The organism is Pseudomonas sp. ANT_H4 (assembly GCF_008369295.1).
Taxonomy (GTDB): Bacteria; Pseudomonadota; Gammaproteobacteria; order Pseudomonadales; family Pseudomonadaceae; genus Aquipseudomonas.
In genome coordinates, this window is sequence record NZ_VOBG01000027.1 from 41,539 (window position 1) to 65,486 (window position 23,948).

A 23,948-nucleotide genomic window follows, 5' to 3' on the forward strand; every position below is an offset into this window, starting at 1 on the left:
AAAAGTGACAGGCGAGCGAATGCACTTGCGTTAAATCACAACGCCTTATCAACCCAGGCTATGGACTGATAGTTATAAGGATATAACCGACAACTTGCGCTATTAAGGTGCCCGCTTCAATACGAGTACGGTTCCTGACTTGGAACGGCCTTGATATTCGCCCTCTTTCTGGCGATTCAAATGGGTAATACCTGTGCCCTCGGCATTCATCAGCCAAATGCCATCGGGTGTCGGCGACCAACTCCGCAGGTTATCCCCCAGCCATTGTTCGGCGCAGGCTACGTCGCCGCCCAGGGCGCTGGCGTTTTCAATCAAGTCCAGCGCGCAAACCTGCTCCTGCTGGTGTAACTCCCAGTGGCCAGCCAACTGCGCGGTGGTGGGTAAAACAAGACTGCTTGCCATTGCGTTGGCTCCTGCCGACACGAGCACCGCCTGTATGAACCAGGCGACTGCATTGCGATATATGTTCATCACCATTACCCGTTTGCGGGGCTGTTGCAAGGAAAGAGCAGCGCCTGAGCGCCACTCCCCTTTACACATGCATCCTTACGCCTGAATCAGGCCACGACGTCGCTGAACGCTGCCTGGCCTACGGTGGTGACGATGAAATCCGCTACACCGTGCCCGGAAAAGTCCACAGCCAGCGTGCCCAGGTTGGTACCCGAGGTATAGCTGAGCACCGCGTCGCCGGCTGCACCAGTGAACGCGTTAACAAAGTGCAGGCCCGCGCCGTTGGTGATGCCGGTCAAGTCGATCTTGTCCGACCCCGAGGTGAAGTCGAGGATCTGATCGGCTGCGCCCGGCCTGGAATCAGAGCTGGCACCGAACACAAAGGTGTCCGAACCTGCGCCGCCCCACAGCTTGTCGGCACCTGCGCCGCCGTAGATCAGGTCGTTGCCGGCCCCACCCTTGAGGGTGTTGGCTGCTGCGTTGCCGATCAGCAGGTCATTGCCGGAACCGCCCAGGGCGTTTTCCACGGTCACGCCCTTGGCAATGGACACGTTACCCACCAGGCCGCCAACGTCGGAGAACGAGGTCTCATTGAGGTTGATTTTCTGGTTCTGGGTAAAGCCGGAGAAGTCCAACGTGTCGTTGCCGCCACCGTCCCACACCGAGAACAGCAGCTTGTCGGCATTCGAGGAAGCGCTGAGAAAATCACGCCCAGTGTTGGAGTTGAAGCCGTAGGTGGTGTCGCTGGCGCGGGTATTGAAGTTGGCGCCGTAGAGCTTCTGGATCGCAGCGATGTCGTCGATCAGCGGGCCGGACGCGTAGGCTTCCACACCGCCTTTGCTGAAGTTCTGATTGGTGTTGCTCTCGCTCCAGTAACTCATGAGGCTGTAGCCGCGAGTGTCCTGGCCGTAGGTGGCATCGTTGTAGGTTGGGTTGCCACTCCCCGCGTTGTAGTCGCCAGGGTGGGCCAGGCCCAGAGTGTGGCCGATCTCGTGGGTCAGCGTCTGGCGGCCATAGTTGCTCAGGCCCGGAGTCTTGTTTGGCGTGTAGCTGTTGTTGATCAGGTACCACGACGTACCGTCATAACCGGTGCCGGTACCTGGCAGATAGGCAAAGGCTGCCGCGCCGTCCTGGCCGCCGCTGTAATTGCCGAAGGTCATATGCCCGTCGCCGCCGCTGGCCTTCTCGGTGAAATTGACGTTGGCCACGTCCGCCCAGGACTGCATGGCCCATACTGCCTGACCTTTTTGCAGGGTGCTGAACTGGCTGAACCCGGAGATACCATGCTTGTTCATGGTGCTCGAAGAGGCCGAGGTGAGGAAGGTGTAGGTCAGGTCAATCTTGCTGTTACCGTCAAAATCCCGGTACGCAGCGCCATCTCGAAGCAGCTGGGTGGCTGCCTGGTCGACGGTGTAGGACGGTTTGCCATTGACCGTGAGATTGCCGCCGCGGTCATACAAATGGCTGAAGCTATCGATTTGCGTATAAGCAGTACTTGCTTGGGCCGCCGATACAATAGCCTTGTCTTTAACTTTCGACATAAACGTACTTCCTTGTTTGCAACTGGAACAGTTTTTGTCCGACAGGACCCTCTCTGGCGAGATTGTCCTATCACTCGCCTCTTATGAAGGCGAAAGAAAACTGACACAATTGGAAATCAGTCGTCCAGCACTTTTTTTGTGATAAAAGTGCAATGGGCGAATAACGCCTGCAAACAATGGGCAATATGTCTTAATATTTATTTTGATTGGCCTTGAGAGGCCAAGCCCGATATTTAAATATTAAATACTACTAAATCGTTATTTGTTGAGCAGCTCACACTTTTGAGTATTTCGACCGGATCAAATATATTGCCATGGGTGCACTAAGAAAGTGTCACCGTGTCATTGGCAACATTAAAGAGCCACTACCTTTAATAATATTGACAGTGCGTCCCCAATGACAGGGACGGCACAGAACCCTTTTTACCGAGCATGCCAGCCGGTAGTGCGCAACGCCTCAAGCAGCGTTTGCGCATCCAGCCCCGGCACCCGCACGCCATCCTCGGTGGTCATGTCTTCCCCGGCCAGCAGCGCATTGATGATCGCCTCTTCTACTGCCTCTGCCGCCGCGCTGAACAAGGGCGAAATATGATCGTTATTGACCATGGCCAACGGCGTACTCAACGGCAAATCCTTGCGCCCATAATCCGCCGACGGTAAATCCTGGTTGCCGGTAGCAAAGGCCAGGAACAGATCGCCACTGGAATCCTCGGTGCCACCCCCGGTGCGGGCGATGCCGATAGACGCTCGCTGTGCCAGGCGCTGGCACTGGTGCGGCAGCAACGGCGCATCGGTGGCCAGGATGACCACGATCGACCCCATTCCCGGTGTTCCACGGTCGGCAAACGGCGACGGGATCTCCAGCAAATACCGGCCAACCGGGTAGCCGTCGACGCGTAACTCCTGGCGTTTGCCATGGTTGGCCTGCACCAGCGCGCCAACAGTCCAGCCGCCCTGCTCCGTCGACAACTTGCGCGATGCCGTGCCGATCCCGCCCTTGAACTCATGACAAATCATCCCGGTGCCGCCACCTACCGCGCCCTCTTGCACCGGGCCCGGCTCGGCGTCGGCCAGGGCCTCGCGCACGTGCTGCGGGCCGATGTACTGGCCCCAGATATCGTTGAGCAGGCCGTCGTAGGTTTCCATCACCACCGGCATACACCAGTACACCGCAGGGTCCGCAAGTGTCTCTCGCTCCAGGGCAATCAGCGTGTCCCGCACAATGCCAATGCTATGGGTATTGGTGATCGCCAACGGCGTGGTCAGCAATCCTGACTCGCCAATCCACTCCAGCCCGGTGGCGTCACCATTGCCGTTGAGCACGTGGTAGCCGGCAAAGCATGGCTGTTGCCGGGCCGCCCCGGCTCGGGGCTGGATCACCGTGACGCCAGTGCGGACCTGTTTGCCGTTGACCTGGGTCTTGACAGTGCTGTGGCCAACCCGGACACCGGGAACGTCGGTAATGGCATTCAACTCGCCGGGCGTGCCCAACCCCAGCTTGATGCCCAATTGACGTGCGCGCATAACCACTCCTTACAGTTTCTGAAAAGCCGGACTCGACCGGCCACTGACACAATACAAAATCACCGACACCGCCAGCAGGCCGATGATGACCATGATGTCCCGACCCGATGCCTCAAGGATCAGGTTGAACAATAGATAACCGGCACCCAATAGCACCAGGATCGCCGGCACCGGCCACAGCGGCATGCGCTAAGGATGCTCGCGGATGACGAACACCGAACTGGCCGGGGTTACTGCGCAGACGGTAATGGCCACGACATCGAACACACTCAAGGTTGGTTTCAGTACGCCATCGGGCGCAGGGGAAGCACTCATATCGTTATCCTCGTGTTTATTCTTGTTATTGGAGAGCTGGTTTGAGGCAGAAACGAAAACGGGATGCCGACGCGGGATATATTTCCCACTGACTGCCTGGGAATGTAAAGGCTGTGCAGCAGACGGCCAATTCCCCTATTGGAGTACTCCCCCTTGACGGGGCCTGGCAAAAAGCCGAACCCTTGCGCGGTATTTCTATATAGAGCAGCGCACATGAGCCTATTCAGGGAAGTCGGCATGCACGCCGGCCTGGGCCGCACCCTTTCACGGATCGGCAGCGACAATTTCTGGAAACAGTTGGTGTTGTTGCTGCACCAGTGCGTGCCGTTCGATAACGCCCTGGCGATCTTCTACCCGCTGGAGGGCCCGCCCGAGGCGCTGGAGGAATACGACGCACAGCCCAGCAGCAAACCGGCGTCGATGCTGGTTTACCTCAATGGCCTGTACTTGCTCGACCCGTTTTTCCAGGCCTGCCGTGAGGGCTATGCCAGCGGTGTGTACCGTCTTGAGAAAGTAGCGCCCGATCATTTTCGCCAGAGCGAATACTTCCTCAATTACTTCCACGACAACGTGCTGGAGGATGAGGTGCAGTTCATTCTGCAGCTGCCGGGTACGGGAACATTGTCCCTGTCATTGGGGATGCAGCGGCTGTTTACTGGCGAAGAAACGGGCCTGATGACCACTCTGGCAGCCTGGGTTTTGCCGTTGATGCAGCAGCATTGGCAACAAAGCACCCAGCGGGCGCCAGCCTCCACAGCCATGGCCAGCCAGATTCGCGATGCGTTGAGCCATTTTGGCAGCGGCGTGCTCTCGGAGCGCGAACTGGAAATCGCCCGCCTGGTATTGCGCGGGTTCTCCTCCAAGGCCATGGCCGAACGCCTGAGCATCTCACCGGACACGGTCAAGGTTCATCGCCGGCACTTGTATGCCAAGCTCGATATCTCATCGCAGCCGGAGTTGTTTTCGTTGTTTATCCAGTCGTTGGGGCATGACCTGGAGAATCCGTAGGCGGCGCCCTGATCGTTCCCACTGCGTGGGAACGATCAACTGCCAATCAACTCCCGGTACGAATCTTGTTCCAGGTGCGCGTGCGTATCCGGTCGATGTTCAGCGGCATCGCTTGCAGCGCAAACAATTTGCCCGTCATCTCCTCGCTCGGATACACCTTGGTGTCACTCTTGATCGCCGGGTCCACCAGGCTGTCGGACGCCGCGTTGCCGTTGGCGTAATGCACGAAGTTGGTGATGTCGGCCATCACTTGCGAGCGCAGCAGGTAGTTCATGAACGCGTAGCCGGCCTTCTCGTCCGGGGCGTCGGCAGGCATGGCGACCATGTCGAACCAGATGGCGGCGCCTTCCTTGGGAATGTTGTAGCCAATGTTCACGCCGTTCTTGGCTTCCTTGGCACGGCTTTCGGCCTGCAGGACGTCGCCGGAGAAGCCGACCGCCACGCAGATGTCACCGTTGGCCAGGTCGCCTGGTGTATTTCGAGGAGTGGAAGTAGGCGATGTAGGGCCGCACTTTCATCAGCAGCGCTTCGGCTTTCTTATAGTCCTCGGGGTTCTTGCTGTGATGGGGCAAGCCCAGGTAGTTGAGGGCAATGGGCAGCAGTTCCGGACCGTTGTCCAGGATTGCCACCCCGCACTTGCTGAGTTTTTCCATGTACTCAGGCTTGAAAATCAGATCCCAGGAATTCACTGGTGCGTCGCCCCCCAGGATCGCCTTGACCTTGTCGATGCTGTAGCCAATGCCGGTGCTGCCCCACAGGTACGGGAAGCCGTACTCGTTGCCCGGATCGTTGGTTTGCAGGGCCTTGAGCAGCACCGGGTTGAGGTTCTTCCAGTTGGGCAACTGGCTCTTGTCGAGCTTCTTCAACGCCTTGCCCTGAATCTGACGGGCCATGAAGTGGTTGGACGGGAACACCACGTCGTAGCCGGAGTTACCGGTCATCAACTTGCCATCGAGGGTCTCTGGGTCTCATGGTTCGATTTCCTGGCAGTTATAGGGATGTTTTTATGGCAGGCGATCAAAGATCAAAGGGTTACAGAATCAGCACGTAGGTTTTGCTCATGGTCATACCTGTGGTGATTAAAACGGCTTAGTGCATAAACCCTTCCATGAACCCGGCGACGCTGCTGGCCAGCTTGCGCCGCCAGGGCGCGGTATTGGGGTTGGCCAAGGTCTGGTCTTCGTGGACAAAGCTGCGAATGATCGCGTTATAGCCCAGCCAGCGGCAGGGTTCGGGCACCCAGGCCTTGAGAGCATTGAGGCCGCCTTGTTTGAGAACCCAGGGCTGATGGACCAGCGGCGTGTCGTGGCCCAGGATCAGGTCCGCCAGGGTGCGGCCGCCGAGATTGCTGGCCCCTACCCCTTCACCGCCGTAACCGCCGGACAAGGCGATGCCGGTCTGCTGATCGCAGAGCATGTGCGGCTTGAAACGCCGCGACATGCCCAGGTTGCCGCCCCAGGCGTGGCTGATGCGCACCTTCTTGAGTTGGGGAAAGAGTTCGCCGAACAAGTAGCGGCGCAGTTCCACTTCATTGTCGGTAAGGTCGAAGTTGTGCCGCAACTTGCCGGCAAACTGATAACCGCCGCGGGCGCCGAATACCAGGCGGTTGTCGGCGGTGCGCTGGCCGTAGGTCACCTGGCGGCTGCTTTCGCCAAAGGCCTGGCCACGGTTCAGGCCAATTTCATCCCAGGTGCTGGCCGGTAGCGGTTCGGTCGCGACGATCAGGCTTTGCACGGGCAGTTGATAGCGGCCCAATGGCGCCAGCGTGGTGGCATAACCCTCAACCGCCGGCACTATCCAGGAGCCGCGAACCTGAGCCTTGTCGGTACGTAAGCTACCGGACTGCCAATGGGTCACCGGGCTGTTTTCGTAGATCTGGACTCCCATGTGCTCGACGACCCGCGCCAACCCCCGCACCAGTTTGGCCGGTTGAATGGTCGCGACATGGGGTGCATAGATGCCGCCGTAGGGCTTGGCGATGCGAATCTGCTCGGCCAGTTGCTCAGGGCTCAGCCAGCGATAGTCGTCGTCGGTGAGGCCTTGCGCATGGAGCTTGAGGTAATAGGCGGTCCACAGTCCGGTATAACCAGCGCCGATGATGGCCACGTCGACGTCCAGATCCTGTTCCAGGAACGGGCGTGCCACCAGCGGTTCTGCCAACTGGTCCATCCATAAACTGATATTGCGCCATGCCGGCATGCCGAACTCCACCACCAAACGTCGATGGCGTGATCCTAGTGCCTGATATCAGGGAGCGTCTTGCGCGCGTGCACGCAAAGAAATTTGCTTGACGTAGGCCTTGGGCGACAAGCCGGTGTGTTGGCGGAAACAGCTGTAGAAAGCCGACAGGGAATTGAAGCCGGCGGCAAAGGCCAACTCGTCGATACGAATCGGCGGTGTGGCTTTATCCAGGGTTGCCAGCAAATGCTGCAAACGCGTCTGGTTGACGTAGCGGTAAAAGCTCTGGCCCAGCACCTGGTTCAACAGATAGGAAATCTGGTTGCGGCTGTAGCCGCACTCCTTGGCCACCCGCTGCAGGTCCAGCTCGGGGTCGAGATAAGGTTGCTGGTGCTGGAAGTACTGCTGCAAATCGTTGGCCAGGTAGCTCAACTGTTGGGGCGATAAACCCAGCCGGCTGACTGTCGGGCGCATGGCCTGGTCGCGGGGCATGCTCGCGCGCAAGTACTCACGCAGCTCAGCAAACCCAACCACGCGGTTCTGGAAGAAGTCGTTGTATTGGATATCCGGGTGATAGTGCGCCATCACGCCATCCAGGTCCCGCCGTTTCCAGCACAGGTGATGACGCAGGACGATCTCGCCGGTGGCTTGCGTCTGTTGGTGGGTATCGTCCGGGACGGTGTCGGGCATACAACGCTCTAATGCAGGTAAAGCCTGGAGCTTGCCCAACGTTACAGGCGCCTTCAATGGCAAACGGGTGGTTCCGACTAATGGCCTTTTGCCTAAATTTTTGTGAAACATGACCTACGTCAAAATAATGGAAAACAACTGCCGAACGGGCACAAAAAACTGCCTCGGTGTTGCGAGTGAGTGCTATTTTTAACTCTCAATGGTCAGGACCATAGAAGGACCTGGCGCCCCTGTCGCGAGCTAAAGGAAGCGCTCAATGAACAAGGTGGGCAACATGAATAAAGTGACGTTCCCCAACGCCTGCCAGCTGATGCGCTGGCATTTTCACCCACTGGGCTTTGAAGGGAGTATGGACGCCCCGGCAAGCATGATCGCCCGTCTGTTCAACCGGGAAAGCGGCGAAACCCTGATCGCCATCGCCGGCCTGCCCTGCGCCACGGTAATGAATGCGGCGGATGTCGAGCGCATCATCGAAGCGATCGAGGACGAGTTGGAGTCGTTTGTGCCGTCGGCGTCTCTGCGGGCCTGAACTCCACCGATATTTCAGGGGCGAGCAAGCTCGCTCCTATGCTTTTTATCCGCGCTGATCATCAAAAAACGGCTTGTCTCCAGCAACCCGATCCGATGCCTTGGGCACATTCGCCCCTTGGCTGTCCTGCCCCTCGATGTACCAATAGCAATGGCTCACCGCCCGGGTAATCCCGACATAGGCAAGGCGCAGCACCTCATCCTTTTGCGCGGTGTCATAGGCCTCCATATCGCCATCCTTGCCCAAACCCGCCATGCGATAGACCTGGTTCTTGTAAGGCGAACGGGTCAAATGCTGGCAATCCCCCAACAGGAAAACCGCATCTGCCTGCAATCCCTTGGCGCTGTGATAGGTCAGTTGCTTAAGCCGCCGCGCCGCTGGCGGCAAGCTAGAATCAAGATTAACTACAGACTGAATGTGCTCTTGAATCAATAACTTATCGCTACTTTTTCGATACAGCATTAATACAGAATCGCCCTTCTGATAGTGCGCCGATAGCTGCCTTGCCAGGCTGGCATCATCCCGCTCACGCACCGTTACTGGCACCAGTGGCTTGGGCGTGCCGCTGGCCTTGGCCTTCTTGCCACTGATGGCTGGCGCAGCTTTAACGATGTACTCGGCGGCATCGATGATGTGCTGATGGCTGCGGTAGTTTTCCCCCAGCATCACCCGCGTCGTACTGGGCGACGGAAATTCCTTGCTGAACTCCATGAAATACTTGGGCGAACTGCCGCGCCAGCCATAGATCGACTGCCAGTCGTCCCCCACACACAGCAACGAGGAGTGCTGGGCACCGCGGCCGACATGCATCGCAGGGCCGCGACTGCGAATTTCTCGCAGGCTGGCACGGACCCACGAGACGATCTGCGGCGAGACGTCCTGGAACTCGTCGATCATCAGGTGCGACATCGGCCGCAGCAGCCCGTCGCTGAGCAACTTGAGGTTTTCCGGGGTGTTTTCGCCAAACAGCGAGAACATCCGGTTATAGGTCATGACCGGCGGCGACTGGTCCAGCAGGTGGTCTTCCAGGGCTTTCCAGAAAACACTCAGGGCTTCGAAGAAGAAGCGATCCGGGTCGTCCTTGGCAAAACTCATCTGGCCTACGGCGGTGGGCACATCCAGGCCCAGGTTCTCGATAAACCCGGCGGCGGTGACAAAACTGTCCAGCAGCGGTGCCGATGCCAGTTCGCCCTTGACCTTGTAATCGAAGCCCGGGCCGGCAGTAGCATCCCCGGCAAGGCTGCTTAAAAGACGCTTTGATGATTCATAACTTTCAAGCCATATCAATGGCTTACGACAGAAAGCTTGAAACAGAGTGCGCTTCACCGCCCACTCCGCTCGTACCGACAACTTGGCGCCTGGACGGCTGACCTGGGCATTCTCCCGAGGATCGAAGCCCAGCACCACCCAGGCGTCCAACTCGGCAACGTAGCCATGGCAATGGAACTGCGCGCCGTTGATTTCAACCACTTGGCGATTCGGTTCAATACCCTTGATCGGCCAGGCGCCAGCCCGGAACCACAGGTCTTCAATCACATCGCACAGTTCTTCGTCGCGCTTGGCCGCCAGTTCCGTCACCGCCACGCGCTTTTGCACGTCGGGGTGGTCTCGCTCCAGTTCCTTGAGTTGCAGGGCATGGCGAGCCAGTGGTGCGATCAGCTCGCGAAAGCGCTCGTGTCTCCCGTAAAGCCCGTGATAGCAGGCGTTCAGCTGTTGACGCTGGGTGTCGTTGATGCGCAGTTCAAAGGGGTTGCTGTCTACCTCATCAAAACCCGCCTCTATGCGCGCATTGAGATTTTCAAACGCTTGCAGTCGCTCAAAGCCCGGCAGACTGCGAACCATCGGCAGGATGCGCGAGTGAAAGGTGCGCACCACCGCTTGGGCCTCTTTGATTCCAATGGCTTGGCCCCAAAGGCTGAGAACGTCCATGAGTTTGCTGATGAAGTCCTTGCGTGACTCACGGGTGAAGGTCACCACCGTCATTGAACTGAGCTCAAAGCCCAGGTAATGGGTCAACAGCAAGATACGCAACACCAGCGAGGTTGATTTACCCGCGCCCGCTCCGGCAATCACCGACGTGGACGGCGTATCGCTGAAAATCATCTTCCACTGGGCGAGGCTCGGCTGGGCGTGAGGCGGCAGTAATCGTGCAACGTCAGCCTTGATGCGTTTTTTCAGTTCCGCCGTCAGAGGCAGCCGCCAATCGTCGAACAGGCTGTCGTCGACGCCTGGAGCACGATGCTCGTCGGGGCGAAAGTCACGTATCAGCAAGACCTGCCGGCCTTCCTCGATGCCGTCGAGCTTGCCTTCCTGATAGCCGTACTCCACGCCCGCCGTGTGACCGCTGCGAAAGCCGTCTGCCTGACCGTGCAACCAGGAGAAGCGGTGCTGGGCGCGCAGGCGTGTCAGGCCGTGACCGAACAAGCGTGCGGCAAGGCGTTTCAACAGGGGCATTTCGGCCAGGGGCCGCAGTTCGGGAGGAAGATCGGGGGTGTGTTGCGGCACGCGGACTCCTGCGACGGCTTGATACGGACGGGAAGCCTATGGTCGCCGGAATCCGCTATCAGTTCTAGTCAATTGCTTTGTGCTCATGCAGTTAGGCGATGAAGTGAAGCTTCAGCCATAAGTCATAACCCGGTACAAACATCGAAATAATCGATCGAATTCAGGCACTTTTTACGCTTTTTATCGATTGTGAGTAGGTGGATGATTGCCGGTATCAACAGGAGACGATCATGCTTGAACTTCGACCTTTCAGCTCCCTGGGCGGCGCCAACCACGGTTGGCTCGATGCCCATCACCACTTTTCGTTCGCTGAGTACCATGACCCCGAGCGTATGCACTGGGGCAATCTGCGGGTGTGGAACGACGACATCATTGCCCCTGGCACCGGCTTCCCGAAACACCCTCACCGGGACATGGAAATCATCACCTATGTGCGTGAAGGCGCCATCAGCCACGAAGACAACCTGGGTAACCGCGGCCGCACCGAAGCCGGCGACGTGCAGGTAATGAGTGCAGGCACCGGCATCGCCCACAGCGAATACAACCAGGAAGCCACGCCCACCAAGATATTCCAGATATGGATCATCCCCAATGAGGCTGGCTCCCCGCCTTCCTGGGGTGCCAAGCCGTTTCCAAAGGGAAATCGCGAAGGATTTGTGACCTTGGCCAGCGGCAAGGCCGGCGACAGTGAAAGCCTGCGTATTCGTGCCGACGCTCGTCTGGTGGCGGCCAACCTGAAAGCCGGGGAAAGTGCCGAGTACCGGCTGGACAGCGGGCGCCGGGCGTATTTGGTGCCGGCTACCGGGATAATTGAAGTCAATGGCTTGCGTGCACACGCTCGGGACGGTGTCGCGGTTGAGGACGAGCAGGTGCTGCGGGTTACGGCGCTGGAGGACAGCGAGATTGTGTTGGTGGATCTGGCCTGATCGCCCCCTAGAGCGTTATCAGCAACCTTAAGAACTGTGTAGATACCCATGCATATCACGGGCAAGCCTGGAACAGTCGCCGCAGGAATAGGTTATAGGTAAGATATCGGCCTTTCGCGCAGCCCTTTTCTGCGCCTTGCCGAAAATAAGTCGCCTCCATGCCTTTCGAACTCAGCGTTGACCTCACCACCCTGGCCATTTTGGTCGTTGTTGCTTTTGTCGCCGGTTTTATCGATGCCATTGCCGGGGGTGGCGGTCTGTTAACCACCCCCGCACTGCTCACTGCAGGCATGCCACCTCATATGGTGCTGGGCACCAACAAGTTGAGTTCGACCTTCGGCTCGGCCACCGCCAGCTTCACCTTCTACCGCCGCAAGCTGTTTCATCCACGCCAGTGGGTACACGCCATCGTCGGCACCTTGATCGGCGCCTTGGTTGGGGCCGTCGTTGCCCACTACCTGCCGGCCGAATGGCTGAACAAGATGTTGCCGGTGATTGTCTTCGGCTGCGGCGTGTACCTGTTGTTCGGCGGCACACCCAAGGCGCCGCTGGACGCTGATGCGCCGATCAAGAAGAAATGGCAGTCGACCCAGGGCTTCGGCCTGGGGTTCTACGATGGTGTGGCCGGGCCGGGTACGGGCGCGTTCTGGACCGTCAGCACCCTGCTGATGTATCCCGTTGACCTGGTGAAGGCCAGCGGCGTGGCCCGCAGCATGAACTTCGTCAGTAACGCGGCGGCCTTGTCGGTGTTTATCTTCAACGGCTCGGTGGACTGGGTTGTCGGCCTGAGCATGGGCTTCTCGGTGATGGTGGGCGCGTTCTTTGGCGCCCGCAGTGCCATCAGCGGCGGCGCCAAATTCATTCGCCCGGTGTTTATCACCGTGGTCCTGGGCCTTACCGTGCGCCTAGCCTGGCAGCACTGGTTCAGCGTGGCCTAAACGCTGGGCCAGGTAGAGGTCAATCAGGTAGCGGGCAATCGAGCGGGATGCTGGCAACGGCGGCAGCTCGCGGATGTTGAACCACTGCGCGTCCTCGATCTCATCGGCCTGGGGCACGATATCGCCACCCGCGTATTCGGCGTGAAACCCCAGCATCATCGAGTGCGGGAACGGCCAGCACTGACTGCCCACGTACTGGATATTCTTTACCTCTACCTGCACTTCTTCGCGCACTTCGCGGATCAGGCAGTCTTCGGCCGATTCCCCAGGCTCGGCGAACCCGGCCAGGGTGCTGTAGACGCCCGTGACGAAGCGCGGCGAACGGGCCAGCAGGATCTCGTCACCACGGGTCACCAATACGATCATGCTCGGCGAAATACGCGGGTAACTGCGCAGGTCGCAAGCCTGGCAATACATCGCCCGCTCATGTGGAACCTGGGCCATAGCCTGGCCGCAACTGCCGCAGAAGCGGTGTTCACGGGCCCATGTGCCGATTTGCGCGGCATAACCCAGGACTTTGTACAGGGTGTGGTCGCCTTGCAGCATAAAGGCGCGCAAGCCCTGCCAACTGCAGCCTTGCACGTCGCTGGGGCTGTTGAGTTCCAGCAGGTACACAGGCTCGCCATTCAGATGACCGATGCCGTGTTCGGCAAACACTGACAAATCCTGGCGCGTGAGCCATTCCCTGGGGAACAGCGGCCCGTTGTCATCGCGCAGGAAACCCTCGCGACTACGGGCTACGGCCCAGCCGCCAGGCGTGTCATTGTCCAGCAACGTTGTGGTAATCCAGCCTGGGGTCATGTTCAGTCAATCCACGAATTCGGGTTTCTGCTTGCTCATATGGGCCGCGATGGCCACGCGCAGGTCGTTCGATTGCAGCATAGCTGCGTTCCAGGTGGCAACGTATTCCAGGCCGTCATTGATGGTGTGATCACGCATATAGCTGATCATCGCCTTGGTGCCGGTCACGGCAATCGGCGATTTGGCGGCGATTTCCCGAGCAATGTCCATCACCCCGGCCAGCAGGCTCTGTTGATCGTTGTAGGTGCGATTGACCAGGCCAATACTGCGCGCTTCCTCGGCGCCGAAGGTGCGGCCGGTGTAGGCCAGTTCACGAAGCATGCCGTCGCCGATGATCCGTGGCAGACGTTGCAGGGTGCCGACGTCGGCAGCCATGCCGATGTCGATTTCCTTGATGGAAAATTGCACATCGTCGGCGGCGTAGCGCATATCGCAGGCGCTGATCAGATCGATGGCACCGCCAATGCAGTAGCCCTGAATCGCTGCCAGTACCGGCTTGCGGCAGTTGTCGACGGCGTTGAACGAGGCTTGCAGTTGCAGGATCTTGCGCCGCAGCAGGCGCGCGTTGCGGCCGACGTCCTTGCCAAACTCATTGGCCACCGAGGCCAGCATCATCAGGTCGATGCCGGAGGAAAAATGCTTGCCGGCACCGCTGAGCACCACCACGCGCACGGCGTCGGTGTCTTCGACCCATTGAAAAATGTCAATGATTTCGGTCCAGAACGCCGCGTTCATGGCGTTGATCTTCTCCGGACGGTTGATCTGCACATGGGCAATGTTGTCGTTGAGTTCGACAACAAAGGCTTGGTATTCGGACATGGCAGTGATCCTTGACTGGCGGCTGAGATAAGGGCCGAACTATAACAAGGCTGTGTGATGGGGGGTAAGGCTGTGCATCGGCCAAAAGCGGGACTACACAGTGGGTAACCACAACCTGAACCGCGCTCCGCCCAACGGCGATGCCTGGGCCCGCAACGTCCCACCCTGCGCTTCCAGCGCCCGCCTGCTGATTGCCAGCCCCAGCCCAAAACCACCGGTTGCACGGTCACGGCTGCGATCCAACCGGTAAAATGGCTCGAAGATTCGTTCGCGTTGATCTTCGGGAATACCTATGCCGTCGTCATCCACCCAGATTTCACAGCCCTTGGGACACACCTTGACCCCCACCTGAATTCGCTGCTCGCAATAGCGCATGGCATTACGCAGCAGGTTTTGCAGGGCGCGGGCGGTGAGGCGCGGGTCGAGGGTGAAGCGTTCTACGGCGCAATCGAGCGCCACATCAATGACGATCTCGGGGTTTTCCAGTTCATCGTCGACGCTGCCCAGGATGCTGTCGATAAACTCGTCGAGCACCACCTCCACCTGCTCCGGCAGGTGTGCCGGGTTTTGCAGTCGGCTGTAGGAAAGCAATTCCAGCACCAGTTCATCCAGTTCACGGATGTGTGCCACCAGGCCCTGCAAGCGCTCGCGGTTGGGGGCCGGCAAGTCATCGGAGAGCGCCAGCGCCAGGCCGAAGTCCAGGCGGGTGAGCGGTGTGCGCAGTTCGTGGGAGACCGCGTTGAGCAAGTCACGCTGCTGGTTGAGCAGGTGTTCGATGTCGCTGGCCATGGTGTCGAACACGGCGGCCAGGCTGCCGATGTTGGAACTGGGGGGGATCTGCGTGCGTTCACCGAGGTTGCCCTTGCCCAGTTGCGCCGCCGTCGTTTTCAGCCGCTCCAGGTCTCGCCAGTGCGGGCGCAGCCAGAACAGCAGGCAGGCCAGCAATGCTGCACCGATCAATACGTTCATGGTCCAGTACAACAGGTTCATGTCCAGCGGGTCTGGCGGGATGGTCAGTTTGACTGCCAACTGCTGGTTGAGCGGCGAGCTGATCTGCTCCATCCAGCCCCACTCCCCCAGGCGGATGACCGGTTTACCTTGCTCCAGCAACTGTTCTTCGGCCGGGGTATAGCTGGCGTCCTGGCGGTGCAGCAACTGCACTTTCAACGGCGCGAAGTCGCGCCCCAGCTGTTCGGTGACATGGGACCAGTGTTCTACCGGCACGGCGTGGTACTGCCTGACGATGAGGCTTTGCAAGCCCCGGGACTGCTCGATGTTGTAGCTCATGTAGCGGGTGTGGAAGACCTCGATGATGCCTTTTGGAATCAAGTAGATCGCCGCGCTATAGGTGACGATGGTCAGCAGGTAGAGGCGGATCAGAACCCGGAGCATGGTGTCAGCATTCCCACTCGGAGCGACTGAACAGATAGCCCTTGCCCCATACGGTCTTGATCTTGCGCGCTTCGCCGGCATGGTCGTCGAACTTGCGCCGCAGCTTGGAGATCGCCACGTCCACCGAGCGGTCGGTACCGTTGAACTCGATACCCCGCAGGCGTTGCAGGATCTGGTCGCGACTGAGCACTTCACCGGCGTGACGGGCCAGGACTACCAGCAGGTTGTATTCGCCGCTAGACAACTCCACGGCCTGATCGCGCCAGGTGACCGAACGCTCGGACAGGTCGATGCACAGGTTGCCCATCAGGATCTGGTCATTGGCAACTTGGGGCTCGGTGAGGCTGCTGCGGCGCAGCAGGGTGCGCACGCGGGCCAGCAACACCCGTGGCTCGCAGGGTTTGGTCACGTAGTCGTCGGCGCCCATTTCCAGGCCCAGGACCTGGTCGTGGCTGTCGTCGCGGGCGGTGAGCATCAGAATCGGCAAGCTCGCCGAGTCGGCCCGCAACAGGCGGCAGACTTGCAGGCCATCCAGGCCCGGCAGCATCAGGTCGAGGATCACCAGGTCCGGCGGATTGAGCCTGGCGCGCTCGCGCACGTGGTCGCCACGGCTGATGACGCTGACGTGATAGCCATTGCGTTCCAGGTAACTGGCAATCAGCTCGGAGAGTGCAGCGTCATCTTCGACCAGGAGGATGTTGGGCATTGAAGGTGTTTCCAGAGATTACGGTTTCTGTAGGAGCTGGCTTGCCTGCGATAGCATCACCGCGGTTTTTCAGATATACCGAGTCGCCTGCATCGCGGGCAAGCCCGACTCCCCAGGCTTGCTAGCCGTGAAGGATATACACCCACGCGCATCACGTGCATTGCACCTTACATTTCTTCACACACCACCTACACAGCTTCACAGCACTGTGGCGGAGGCGCCCGTAGGATGCGCCAGTCAATATTGGGATATAAGCATGTCGAAGAATCTGTTTGCGCCTTTTTGCCTGTTGGCACTGACACTGGCCTTGAGTGCTTGCGACAAGTCCGCAAGCAGCACCCCGCAAATGCCGTTGGCCAAGGTACGGATCGAAACCCTTGAAGCCAAGCCCCTGTCCATCACCAGCGAGCTGAGTGGTCGGATTGCCGCACCGCGCATTGCCGAAGTGCGCGCACGAGTCGCCGGCGTGGTGCTACAGCGGGTATTCAAGGAAGGCCATGACGTCAAACAGGGCGACGTGTTGTTCCGTATTGATCCGGCGCCATTCAAGGCCGATCTGGACAGCGCCCAGGCCAGCCTGCGCAAGGCCGAGGCCAACGCATTCCAGGCGCGCCTGCAAGAGCAGCGTTACAGCCAGTTGGTGGAAGGCAATGCCATCAGCGGCCAGGAATACGACAACGCTCGCGCTGCCGCCCGGCAAACCGCCGCCGATGTAGCCGCCAATCAGGCTGCGGTGCAGCGGGCCAAGTTGAACCTGGGTTACGCCACGGTTACCGCGCCGATTTCCGGACGCATTGGCCGCGCATTGGTGACCGAGGGCGCGCTGGTGGGCCAGAACGAAGCCACACCGATGGCCGTAATCCAGCAACTGGACCCGATCCACGCCGACCTCACCCAATCCACCCGCGAACTCAATGACCTGCGCCGCGCTTTCCGCGCCGGGCACTTGAAGCAGGTCGGCCAGGACCAGGCCAAGGCCACACTGATCGAGGATGACGGCAGCCTTTACCCGCTGCCGGGCGAGCTGCTGTTCGCGGAGATTTCCGTCGACCCAGGCACCGGCCAGATCATCCTGCGCAGCGAATTCCCCAACCCTGACCTGGACCTGTTGCCCGGCAGTTTCATACGTGTACGCCTGGAACAAGCCGTAGACCAGCAAGGCATCAGCGTGCCGCAACGGGCCATCACCCGCGACAGTGCCGGCATCGCCATGGTGTTGCTGCTGGACGACGAGCACAACGTCAGCCTGCAGCCGGTGGAACTGGGCTCAGTGATCAATGATCGCTGGATTGTCAGCAGCGGCCTCAAGCCCGGAGACCGCATCGTCGTTGAAGGCCTGCAACACGCCAAACCCGGCGAGAAAGTCCAGGTCGACGACAGCCCCGAGCCACTTGCCCACGCTTCTGGCCAGGCTTTTGACCAGTAAAGATTAGGGATAACAAATAATGCCGCAGTTCTTTATTGATCGCCCGATCTTCGCCTGGGTGGTCGCGCTGTTTATCCTGCTGGCTGGCGCCCTCGCCATCCCGCAGTTGCCGGTGGCCCAGTATCCCAACGTCGCACCGCCGCAAGTGGAGATCTACGCGGTGTACCCAGGCGCGTCCGCCCAGACCCTGGACGAAAGCGTGGTCAGCCTGATCGAGCAGGAGCTTAACGGCGCCGACCACCTGCTGTATTTCGAATCCCAGAGCAGCCTGGGCGCTGCCACCATCACCGCCACCTTCCAGCCGGGCACCGACCCGGAAATGGCCCAGGTGGATGTGCAAAACCGGCTCAAGGCCGTAGAGCCGCGCCTGCCGCAGGCGGTCACCCAACAAGGCTTGCAGGTGGAGAAAGTCTCCGCTGGTTTCCTGCTGCTGGTAACCCTGACCTCCAGCGACGGCAAGCTTGATGACGTGGCGCTCAGCGATTACCTCGCACGCAACGTAATGAACGAGCTCAAGCGCCTGGACGGCGTCGGCAAGGCCCAGTTATATGGCGCCGAGCGTGCCATGCGCATCTGGATCGACCCGCAGAAGCTGATCGGCTTCAACCTGACGCCCGCTGATGTCAACGCTGCGATTACCGCGCAAAACGCCCAGGTATCGGCGGGCAGCATCGGCGATTTGCCAGGCCCTGCAACCCAGGAAATTACCGCATCGATCCTGGTCAAGGGCCAGTTGTCGACGCCTGCCGAATTTGCCGACATTGTCCTCAAGGCCAATCCGGACGGCTCCACCGTGCGCATCGGCGATGTAGCGCGGGTCGAAATCGGCAGCCAGGAATATCAGCTCTCCACGCGCCTGAACGGCAAGCCGTCCACCGCCGTCAGCGTGCAGTTGTCGCCAGGGGCCAATGCCCTGAGCACCGCGACCCTGGTGCGGGCGAAGATGGATGAGCTGTCGCGCTACTTCCCAGCCAATGTGGAATACAAGATTCCCTACGACACCTCGCCATTTGTCAAAGTGTCCATCACCAAGGTGGTGTACACCCTGGGGGAAGCGATGTTGCTGGTGTTTGCGGTGATGTTCCTGTTCCTGCAAAACATCCGCTACACCCTGATCCCGACGCTGGTGGTGCCAATTGCGCTGATGGGCACCTTCGCCACCATGTTGTTGCTGGGCTTCTCGATCAATGTGCTGACCATGTTTGGCATGGTACTGGCCATCGGCATCCTGGTGGACGATGCCATTGTGGTGGTGGAGAACGTCGAGCGGATCATGGTCACCGAAGGCCTGTCGCCCAAGGAGGCGACGCGCAAGGCCATGGGCCAGATTACCGGCGCGATTGTCGGTATCACCCTGGTGCTGGTGGCGGTGTTCCTGCCAATGGCGTTCATGCCCGGCTCCGTAGGCGTCATTTACCAGCAGTTCTCGCTGTCCATGGCCACCTCTATCCTGTTCTCGGCGTTTCTGGCCCTGACCTTGACCCCGGCCCTGTGCGCCACCTTGCTCAAGCCGATTGCCAAGGGTGATCACCACGCCAAGGGCGGCTTCTTCGGCTGGTTCAACAAGCGCTTCGAACAACTGACCGACCGCTATGAAGGCTGGGTGGCCTATGCCGTCAAGCGCACAGGGCGTTATCTGTTGATTTACCTGGTGCTGCTGGTGGGCCTGGGACTGTTGTTCAGTCGCCTGCCCTCCTCCTTCTTGCCGGTGGAAGACCAGGGCTACACCATCACCGATATCCAGTTGCCGCCGGGGGCCAGCAAGAACCGCACGGTGCAGGTGGTCGAGCAGATCGAGGCGCACAACGCCAGTGAGCCGGGTGTCGGCGACACGACGATGATCATGGGCTTCAGCTTCTCCGGCTCCGGGCAGAACGCAGCGCTGGCGTTTACCACGTTGAAGGACTGGTCTGAGCGCAGCAGCGACGATTCCGCCGCCGCTATTGCCGACCGGGCGACTATGGCCTTTACCGAGTTCAAGGATGCGATTGCCTATTCGATCCTGCCGCCGCCGGTGGATGGTCTGGGCACCTCAAGTGGTTTTGAGTTCCGCTTGCAGGACCGTGGCGGCGTCGGCCATGCCGCACTGATGGCAGCACGTACCGAGTTGCTGGACGCCGCCGAGAAAAGCCCGATCCTGGCCAATGTGCGCGAAAGCGCCCTGGCCGAAGCGCCTCAGGTACAACTGGAAGTAGACCGCAAGCGGGCCAATGCGCTGGGGGTTTCCTTTGCCGATGTGGGCAATATCCTGTCTTCGGCCATCGGCTCGGCCTATATCAACGACTTCCCCAACCAGGGCCGCATGCAGCGGGTGGTGGTGCAAGCCGAAGGCGATCAGCGCAGCCAGGTGGCTGACCTGATGAAGATCCATGTGCGCAACAACGCCGGGAAGATGGTGCCGCTGTCGGCCTTCGTCGAGGCCCGCTGGATTCAGGGGCCGGCGCAGTTAACCCGTTACAACGGCTACCCGACCATTGCCATTTCTGGCGAAGCATCGCCTGGGCACAGTACCGGCGAGGCCATGGAGGAAATCCAGCGGCTGGTGAGCCAATTACCGGCCGGCCTGGGCCAGGAGTGGACGGGGTTGTCGTTACAGGAACGGTTGTCCAGTTCCCAGGCACCACTGTTGCTAGGCCTGTCGCTGCTGATTGTTTTCCTGTGCCTGGCAGCGCTGTATGAAAGCTGGTCGATTCCGACTTCGGTGCTGCTGGTGGTGCCGTTGGGTGTGCTCGGTGCGGTGTTGGCGGTGAGCTTGCGCGGGATGCCCAATGACGTGTTCTTCAAGGTCGGGCTTATCACCATCATCGGTCTGTCGGCGAAAAACGCGATCCTGATCATCGAGTTCGCCAAGGACCTGTATGACCAGGGCGAAGACCTGATCGACGCCACCCTCAAGGCCGCGCGCCTGCGTCTACGGCCGATCATCATGACGTCCCTGGCGTTCATCCTCGGCGTGGTGCCGTTGGCCATCGCCACCGGCGCCAGTTCGGCAAGCCAACAAGCCATCGGCACCGGGGTGATTGGCGGGATGATTACCGCGACGCTCGCCGTGGTGTTCGTGCCGGTGTTCTTTGTGGTGGTGATGAGGTTGGTGCGCAAGCGCAGCGACAAGCCATAAGCTTCAAGCAGCAAGAAATCGCCAACCCCCTTACAGCTTGAAGCTGGCTCTGCTGCTATGGTGCTCATAAATCCCGAATTTGTGAGCACCATGCCCTTCCTCGCCCGCACCCACCCTCGCCTTTCTGCCGCCGCCGTCCTGGGCCTGGCGGTTGGCATCCTGGCTCCCACCGATTCAATCCTCAGCAAAGTCCTTATGGGCTGGAACGCCGGCGTCTGGACTTATCTGGTGCTGATGCTGTGGCTAACGATCCGCGCCAAGGCCGAGGATGTGAAGCGCATTGCCGAGGTCGAGGATGAAAACGCCGGACTGGTGCTGTTCATGGTCTGTATCGCGGCCATCGCGAGCCTGGCGACAATCGCCTTCGGGCTGGCGGGCAGCAAGGAGCTGGACACCGCTGCACGCCTGCTGCATTACGGCTTTACCGGTCTGACGGTGATCGGGTCGTGGTTGCTGATCGGCGTAATCTTCAGCGTTCACTACGCACGGCTGTATTACACCTGTGAGGGCAAGGAACCGGCGTTGCGTTTTGCCGAAGGCCCGATCAACCCCAATTACTGGGACTTTCTGTATTTCTCTTTCACTATCGGCGTGGCGGTGCAGACTTCCGACGTTGGCGTGGCCACCCGTGGCATGCGCAAGGTGGTGCTGGGGCAATCGTTGATCGGGTTTCTATTCAATACGGCGATCCTGGGCTTCTCGATCAATATCGCGGCGGGGTTGTTCAGTTGAGGCTGCTCGGCTCTACTTGGCTGAGTGTGCTGGTGTAAGCCAACTCACGCCCACAAAAAAGGAAGCCGAAGCTTCCTTTTTTATTTAGCTGAGTATTTTAGAAGTCGTAACGAATACCGACGTTGACACCCCACGGCTGGTCGATGGCCTTGCCTTTGCTGTGCTCGAAGTCGGCATGCAGCTTGAGGTTTTTCGACATTGATACCGCCATACCCGCAGCCAGCTCAACCCGCGAACCCGAGAGGTCGTTGTTGAAGCTCTGGCCGTTGATGAACACCTTGTTGCTCTGGTCGAACTCATGGGCCAACGCGGTACGCAGATACGGCTGCAACACACTGCCGCTGTCCAACTGGATATTCTTGCCCGCCGTCACACCCACCTTGCCAATCACTGAACTTGAGCGATCGCCTTTGGCGTGCAGACCGTTGTCCAGGTCATAGCTCTGGGCCTGAGTGATTACCGTCGCCAACTGCGCATAGGGCTCAACGAAGAAATCATCGGCCAGCTTGATGTGGCGACCGAACTCGGCAGAAGCACCCACGGCGTTTTGCGCGTAGTTGCCCTTGGCTTTCTTGCCATCGCTCATGGTCACGTTGTTGTCAGTGTGCAAGCGGTTGAGCTTGACCACACCGTCGAAGTACAGGCCACTTTCGGCATCAATCCAGGTGGCATATGTACCGACGTAGTAGCTCTTGACCTCGCCGCTGCTGCCACGAGTCAGGCTCAGGTCAGAGGTACTGTGACCGGCCATCACACCGGCCAGCCATTGGCCGTCACCGCCGGACAATGGAGCATCTGCACCGATGGTGAAGCCCTTCTGGGTTTGCGAGTAGCCCGCGCCATTCTTGTTAGCCGCCACGTCATATTTGTTGCCGTAGCTGCGCATCCACAGGCCGTTGCTCTTGCCGTCACTGAAGCGCAACTCGCCCATACGGGTACGCAAGTTGGTCATTTCTCCGTACAACACGGTGGGTGCGGTGTTAAACAAGGCCAGCACCGAGTGGGCGCTGGTGCTGGTGCCCTTGCGGGTAGGGTCGAGGAACCAGTCGGTGCCTTCCTGTTTCAGCCCATAGGCAAAGGCACCCACGTCAACGGTGCCGCCGACCAAGGAGAACTTGCCAGCGCCGCCTTCGGTGTGCACCACGTGAACCGGTTGGGCGTTGGACAACTCCGAGCCGGTGGCGGCCAGCAGTAGGCTGTGGCGGCCTTCGGCCTGGCCTTCGACGTTGAGGAAGTCGGTTTGGCCGTTGGAGAAGTCGGTGTGCATGATGTAAGTGCCGTCACCGGACAGGCTTTTGACGTCCAGTTGATAAAACTCATCCGCCCCGCCGAAGTGCACGGTACCGCCGCCCATTTTCAGGTCGCCTACTTCACTGTTGCCTACCAGCACCCAATGAGAAGCCTCGTTGACGCTCAGCTCGGCAACATTCTTCAGTTGGCCGGTCAGCCAGAAACCATTGTTAAGCTGTAGCTTGGCGGTACTGCCTTCTTCAACCTCAACGTCGCCCACCAGCGAGCTGTTGTCGACGTTCATATTGGCAGTGGAACCACCGATGACTTCCAGAATATTGCCGTTGCCGCCGGTCAGGGTCGAACCATTGCGCACCTGAATGTTTGCCTCAGTGCTTCCATAGGCGTCACCTTCAACCAGCAGAGCGGCGCCGTTACGACCTTCAACACTGGTGCGGTCCAGCACCAGGGTGCTGGTATTCAGATCGTCACTTTCATAACTCAGGCGTACGCCATTTTCGCCGCCGATGATATGGCTGTTGATTGCGTTGGCTTCGGCGCCCCACAGCAATATGCCGACACCATCCTCATCGGTACCGATAACCTGCGAGTCGGTGAAGTTGAGCTGGCTGAACGCTGTGGCAAACGCCCCTCGGGTAGATCCTTTGATGATGCTGTCGAAGACATTGACAGTAGAGCCATCATTGGTGAGGAAGTTACGCGCAGCAGAAATGCCTATGCCGTTGGTGTGAGTGATCGTACTACCATGAATATCAGCTTGACTGCCTTGCAGGTTGATAGCAGATGCAGCCGAGCTTCTCGCCACGACTGTCGTGCCGTTCAGAGTGACTTGCGAACCCCGCGCGGCATGAATGTCCTGCGCGGTGGTGCCCGTATTAAGGGTCAGTTTGCCAGCCGTGACCTTGGACTGCCTCAGCGTGGCGCCGTTGGAGGTCAGGTGAGCGTTCTCTCCGATGACCCAGTCGTCCTCCCTTGAACGAGCCCCATGAAAGACAGGACACCGTTTCCCCCTTACGATAAGGGATAGGCAAACGGTTATGTTTATGACTAATAGCAACGATAAGAGTGGTGAGCTTTTGGGTCAGGAGCGGCGGCGCCG

General features: G+C 59.4%; 19 protein-coding genes and 2 pseudogenes. 7 read left to right on the forward strand and 14 right to left on the reverse strand.

What is annotated here, in order from left to right; genetic code table 11:
- Positions 1-102: 102 nt before the first annotated feature.
- From FQ182_RS24695 to FQ182_RS30535, 5 genes and pseudogenes are all read right to left on the reverse strand, one after another.
- Complete coding sequence (locus FQ182_RS24695) at positions 103-471, reverse strand: AprI/Inh family metalloprotease inhibitor (RefSeq protein ID WP_178114523.1); 369 nt, start codon at positions 469-471, stop codon at positions 103-105.
- A gap of 86 nt (positions 472-557) precedes the next feature.
- Positions 558-1,991 (reverse strand): serralysin family metalloprotease, encoded by a 1,434-nt coding sequence (locus FQ182_RS24700; protein WP_149414205.1) that lies wholly within the window; start codon positions 1,989-1,991, stop codon positions 558-560.
- A 423-nt stretch (positions 1,992-2,414) separates the two neighbouring features.
- Entirely contained in the window at positions 2,415-3,515 is a 1,101-nt protein-coding gene (locus tag FQ182_RS24705; RefSeq protein ID WP_149414206.1) for a P1 family peptidase, read from the reverse strand.
- A gap of 9 nt (positions 3,516-3,524) precedes the next feature.
- A pseudogene (locus FQ182_RS24710) lies at positions 3,525-3,719 on the reverse strand (APC family permease); the annotation flags it as partial.
- Positions 3,705-3,830 (reverse strand): hypothetical protein, encoded by a 126-nt coding sequence (locus tag FQ182_RS30535; protein ID WP_256666336.1) that lies wholly within the window; start codon positions 3,828-3,830, stop codon positions 3,705-3,707. The gene FQ182_RS30535 and the pseudogene FQ182_RS24710, both read right to left, overlap by 15 nt.
- 213 nt (positions 3,831-4,043) lie before the next feature.
- Here FQ182_RS30535 and FQ182_RS24715 point away from each other — a divergent pair, with 213 nt between their 5' ends.
- Positions 4,044-4,838 (forward strand): helix-turn-helix transcriptional regulator, encoded by a 795-nt coding sequence (locus FQ182_RS24715; RefSeq protein WP_149414207.1) that lies wholly within the window; start codon positions 4,044-4,046, stop codon positions 4,836-4,838.
- A gap of 46 nt (positions 4,839-4,884) precedes the next feature.
- Here FQ182_RS24715 and FQ182_RS24720 read toward each other — a convergent pair.
- From FQ182_RS24720 to FQ182_RS24730, 3 genes and pseudogenes are all read right to left on the reverse strand, one after another.
- A pseudogene (locus FQ182_RS24720) lies at positions 4,885-5,800 on the reverse strand (polyamine ABC transporter substrate-binding protein); the annotation flags it as partial.
- A gap of 127 nt (positions 5,801-5,927) precedes the next feature.
- A complete protein-coding gene (locus FQ182_RS24725; protein WP_149414208.1) occupies positions 5,928-7,037 on the reverse strand; it encodes an FAD-binding oxidoreductase in 1,110 nt (369 codons plus the stop codon).
- Positions 7,038-7,085: 48 nt separating this feature from the next.
- A complete protein-coding gene (locus FQ182_RS24730) occupies positions 7,086-7,706 on the reverse strand; it encodes an AraC family transcriptional regulator (protein WP_149414209.1) in 621 nt (206 codons plus the stop codon).
- A 256-nt stretch (positions 7,707-7,962) separates the two neighbouring features.
- On the opposite strand from FQ182_RS24730, the gene FQ182_RS24735 reads away from it, so the two are divergent.
- Positions 7,963-8,235, forward strand: a complete 273-nt coding sequence (locus FQ182_RS24735) for a DUF1652 domain-containing protein (RefSeq protein WP_149414210.1) — start codon at positions 7,963-7,965, stop codon at positions 8,233-8,235.
- A gap of 45 nt (positions 8,236-8,280) precedes the next feature.
- On the opposite strand, the gene FQ182_RS24740 is transcribed toward FQ182_RS24735, so the two are convergent.
- Complete coding sequence (locus FQ182_RS24740) at positions 8,281-10,740, reverse strand: UvrD-helicase domain-containing protein (RefSeq protein WP_149414211.1); 2,460 nt, start codon at positions 10,738-10,740, stop codon at positions 8,281-8,283.
- A gap of 230 nt (positions 10,741-10,970) precedes the next feature.
- On the opposite strand from FQ182_RS24740, the gene FQ182_RS24745 reads away from it, so the two are divergent.
- Both FQ182_RS24745 and FQ182_RS24750 read left to right on the forward strand, forming a co-directional pair.
- Positions 10,971-11,666 (forward strand): pirin family protein, encoded by a 696-nt coding sequence (locus FQ182_RS24745; RefSeq protein WP_149414212.1) that lies wholly within the window; start codon positions 10,971-10,973, stop codon positions 11,664-11,666.
- A gap of 158 nt (positions 11,667-11,824) precedes the next feature.
- Entirely contained in the window at positions 11,825-12,604 is a 780-nt protein-coding gene (locus FQ182_RS24750; RefSeq protein WP_149414213.1) for a TSUP family transporter, read from the forward strand.
- Here the strand turns inward: FQ182_RS24750 and nudC are convergent.
- The 4 genes from nudC to FQ182_RS24770 all read right to left on the reverse strand — a co-directional run bounded on the left by nudC (position 12,572) and on the right by FQ182_RS24770 (position 16,322).
- Positions 12,572-13,405 (reverse strand): NAD(+) diphosphatase, encoded by an 834-nt coding sequence (gene nudC / locus FQ182_RS24755; RefSeq protein WP_149414214.1) that lies wholly within the window; start codon positions 13,403-13,405, stop codon positions 12,572-12,574. The two genes, FQ182_RS24750 and nudC, sit on opposite strands and share 33 nt — an antisense overlap.
- A 6-nt stretch (positions 13,406-13,411) precedes the next feature.
- Complete coding sequence (locus tag FQ182_RS24760; RefSeq protein ID WP_149414215.1) at positions 13,412-14,224, reverse strand: crotonase/enoyl-CoA hydratase family protein; 813 nt, start codon at positions 14,222-14,224, stop codon at positions 13,412-13,414.
- A gap of 93 nt (positions 14,225-14,317) precedes the next feature.
- On the reverse strand, positions 14,318-15,616 hold the full coding sequence (locus FQ182_RS24765) for an ATP-binding protein (RefSeq protein WP_149414216.1): 1,299 nt from the start codon (positions 15,614-15,616) through the stop codon (positions 14,318-14,320).
- A gap of 4 nt (positions 15,617-15,620) precedes the next feature.
- Complete coding sequence (locus FQ182_RS24770) at positions 15,621-16,322, reverse strand: response regulator transcription factor (RefSeq protein ID WP_133103285.1); 702 nt, start codon at positions 16,320-16,322, stop codon at positions 15,621-15,623.
- A gap of 256 nt (positions 16,323-16,578) precedes the next feature.
- On the opposite strand from FQ182_RS24770, the gene FQ182_RS24775 reads away from it, so the two are divergent.
- From FQ182_RS24775 to FQ182_RS24785, 3 genes are all read left to right on the forward strand, one after another.
- The gene (locus FQ182_RS24775) at positions 16,579-17,748 is read left to right on the forward strand and encodes an efflux RND transporter periplasmic adaptor subunit (protein WP_149414217.1); all 1,170 of its coding nucleotides are present in this window, start codon (positions 16,579-16,581) and stop codon (positions 17,746-17,748) included.
- A gap of 19 nt (positions 17,749-17,767) precedes the next feature.
- A complete protein-coding gene (locus FQ182_RS24780; RefSeq protein WP_149414218.1) occupies positions 17,768-20,866 on the forward strand; it encodes an efflux RND transporter permease subunit in 3,099 nt (1,032 codons plus the stop codon).
- A 90-nt stretch (positions 20,867-20,956) separates the two neighbouring features.
- On the forward strand, positions 20,957-21,598 hold the full coding sequence (locus FQ182_RS24785; protein WP_149414219.1) for a DUF1345 domain-containing protein: 642 nt from the start codon (positions 20,957-20,959) through the stop codon (positions 21,596-21,598).
- Between the two features lie 97 nt (positions 21,599-21,695).
- On the opposite strand, the gene FQ182_RS24790 is transcribed toward FQ182_RS24785, so the two are convergent.
- The gene (locus FQ182_RS24790) at positions 21,696-23,654 is read right to left on the reverse strand and encodes an autotransporter outer membrane beta-barrel domain-containing protein (RefSeq protein WP_371923913.1); all 1,959 of its coding nucleotides are present in this window, start codon (positions 23,652-23,654) and stop codon (positions 21,696-21,698) included.
- Positions 23,655-23,948 lie beyond the last annotated feature (294 nt).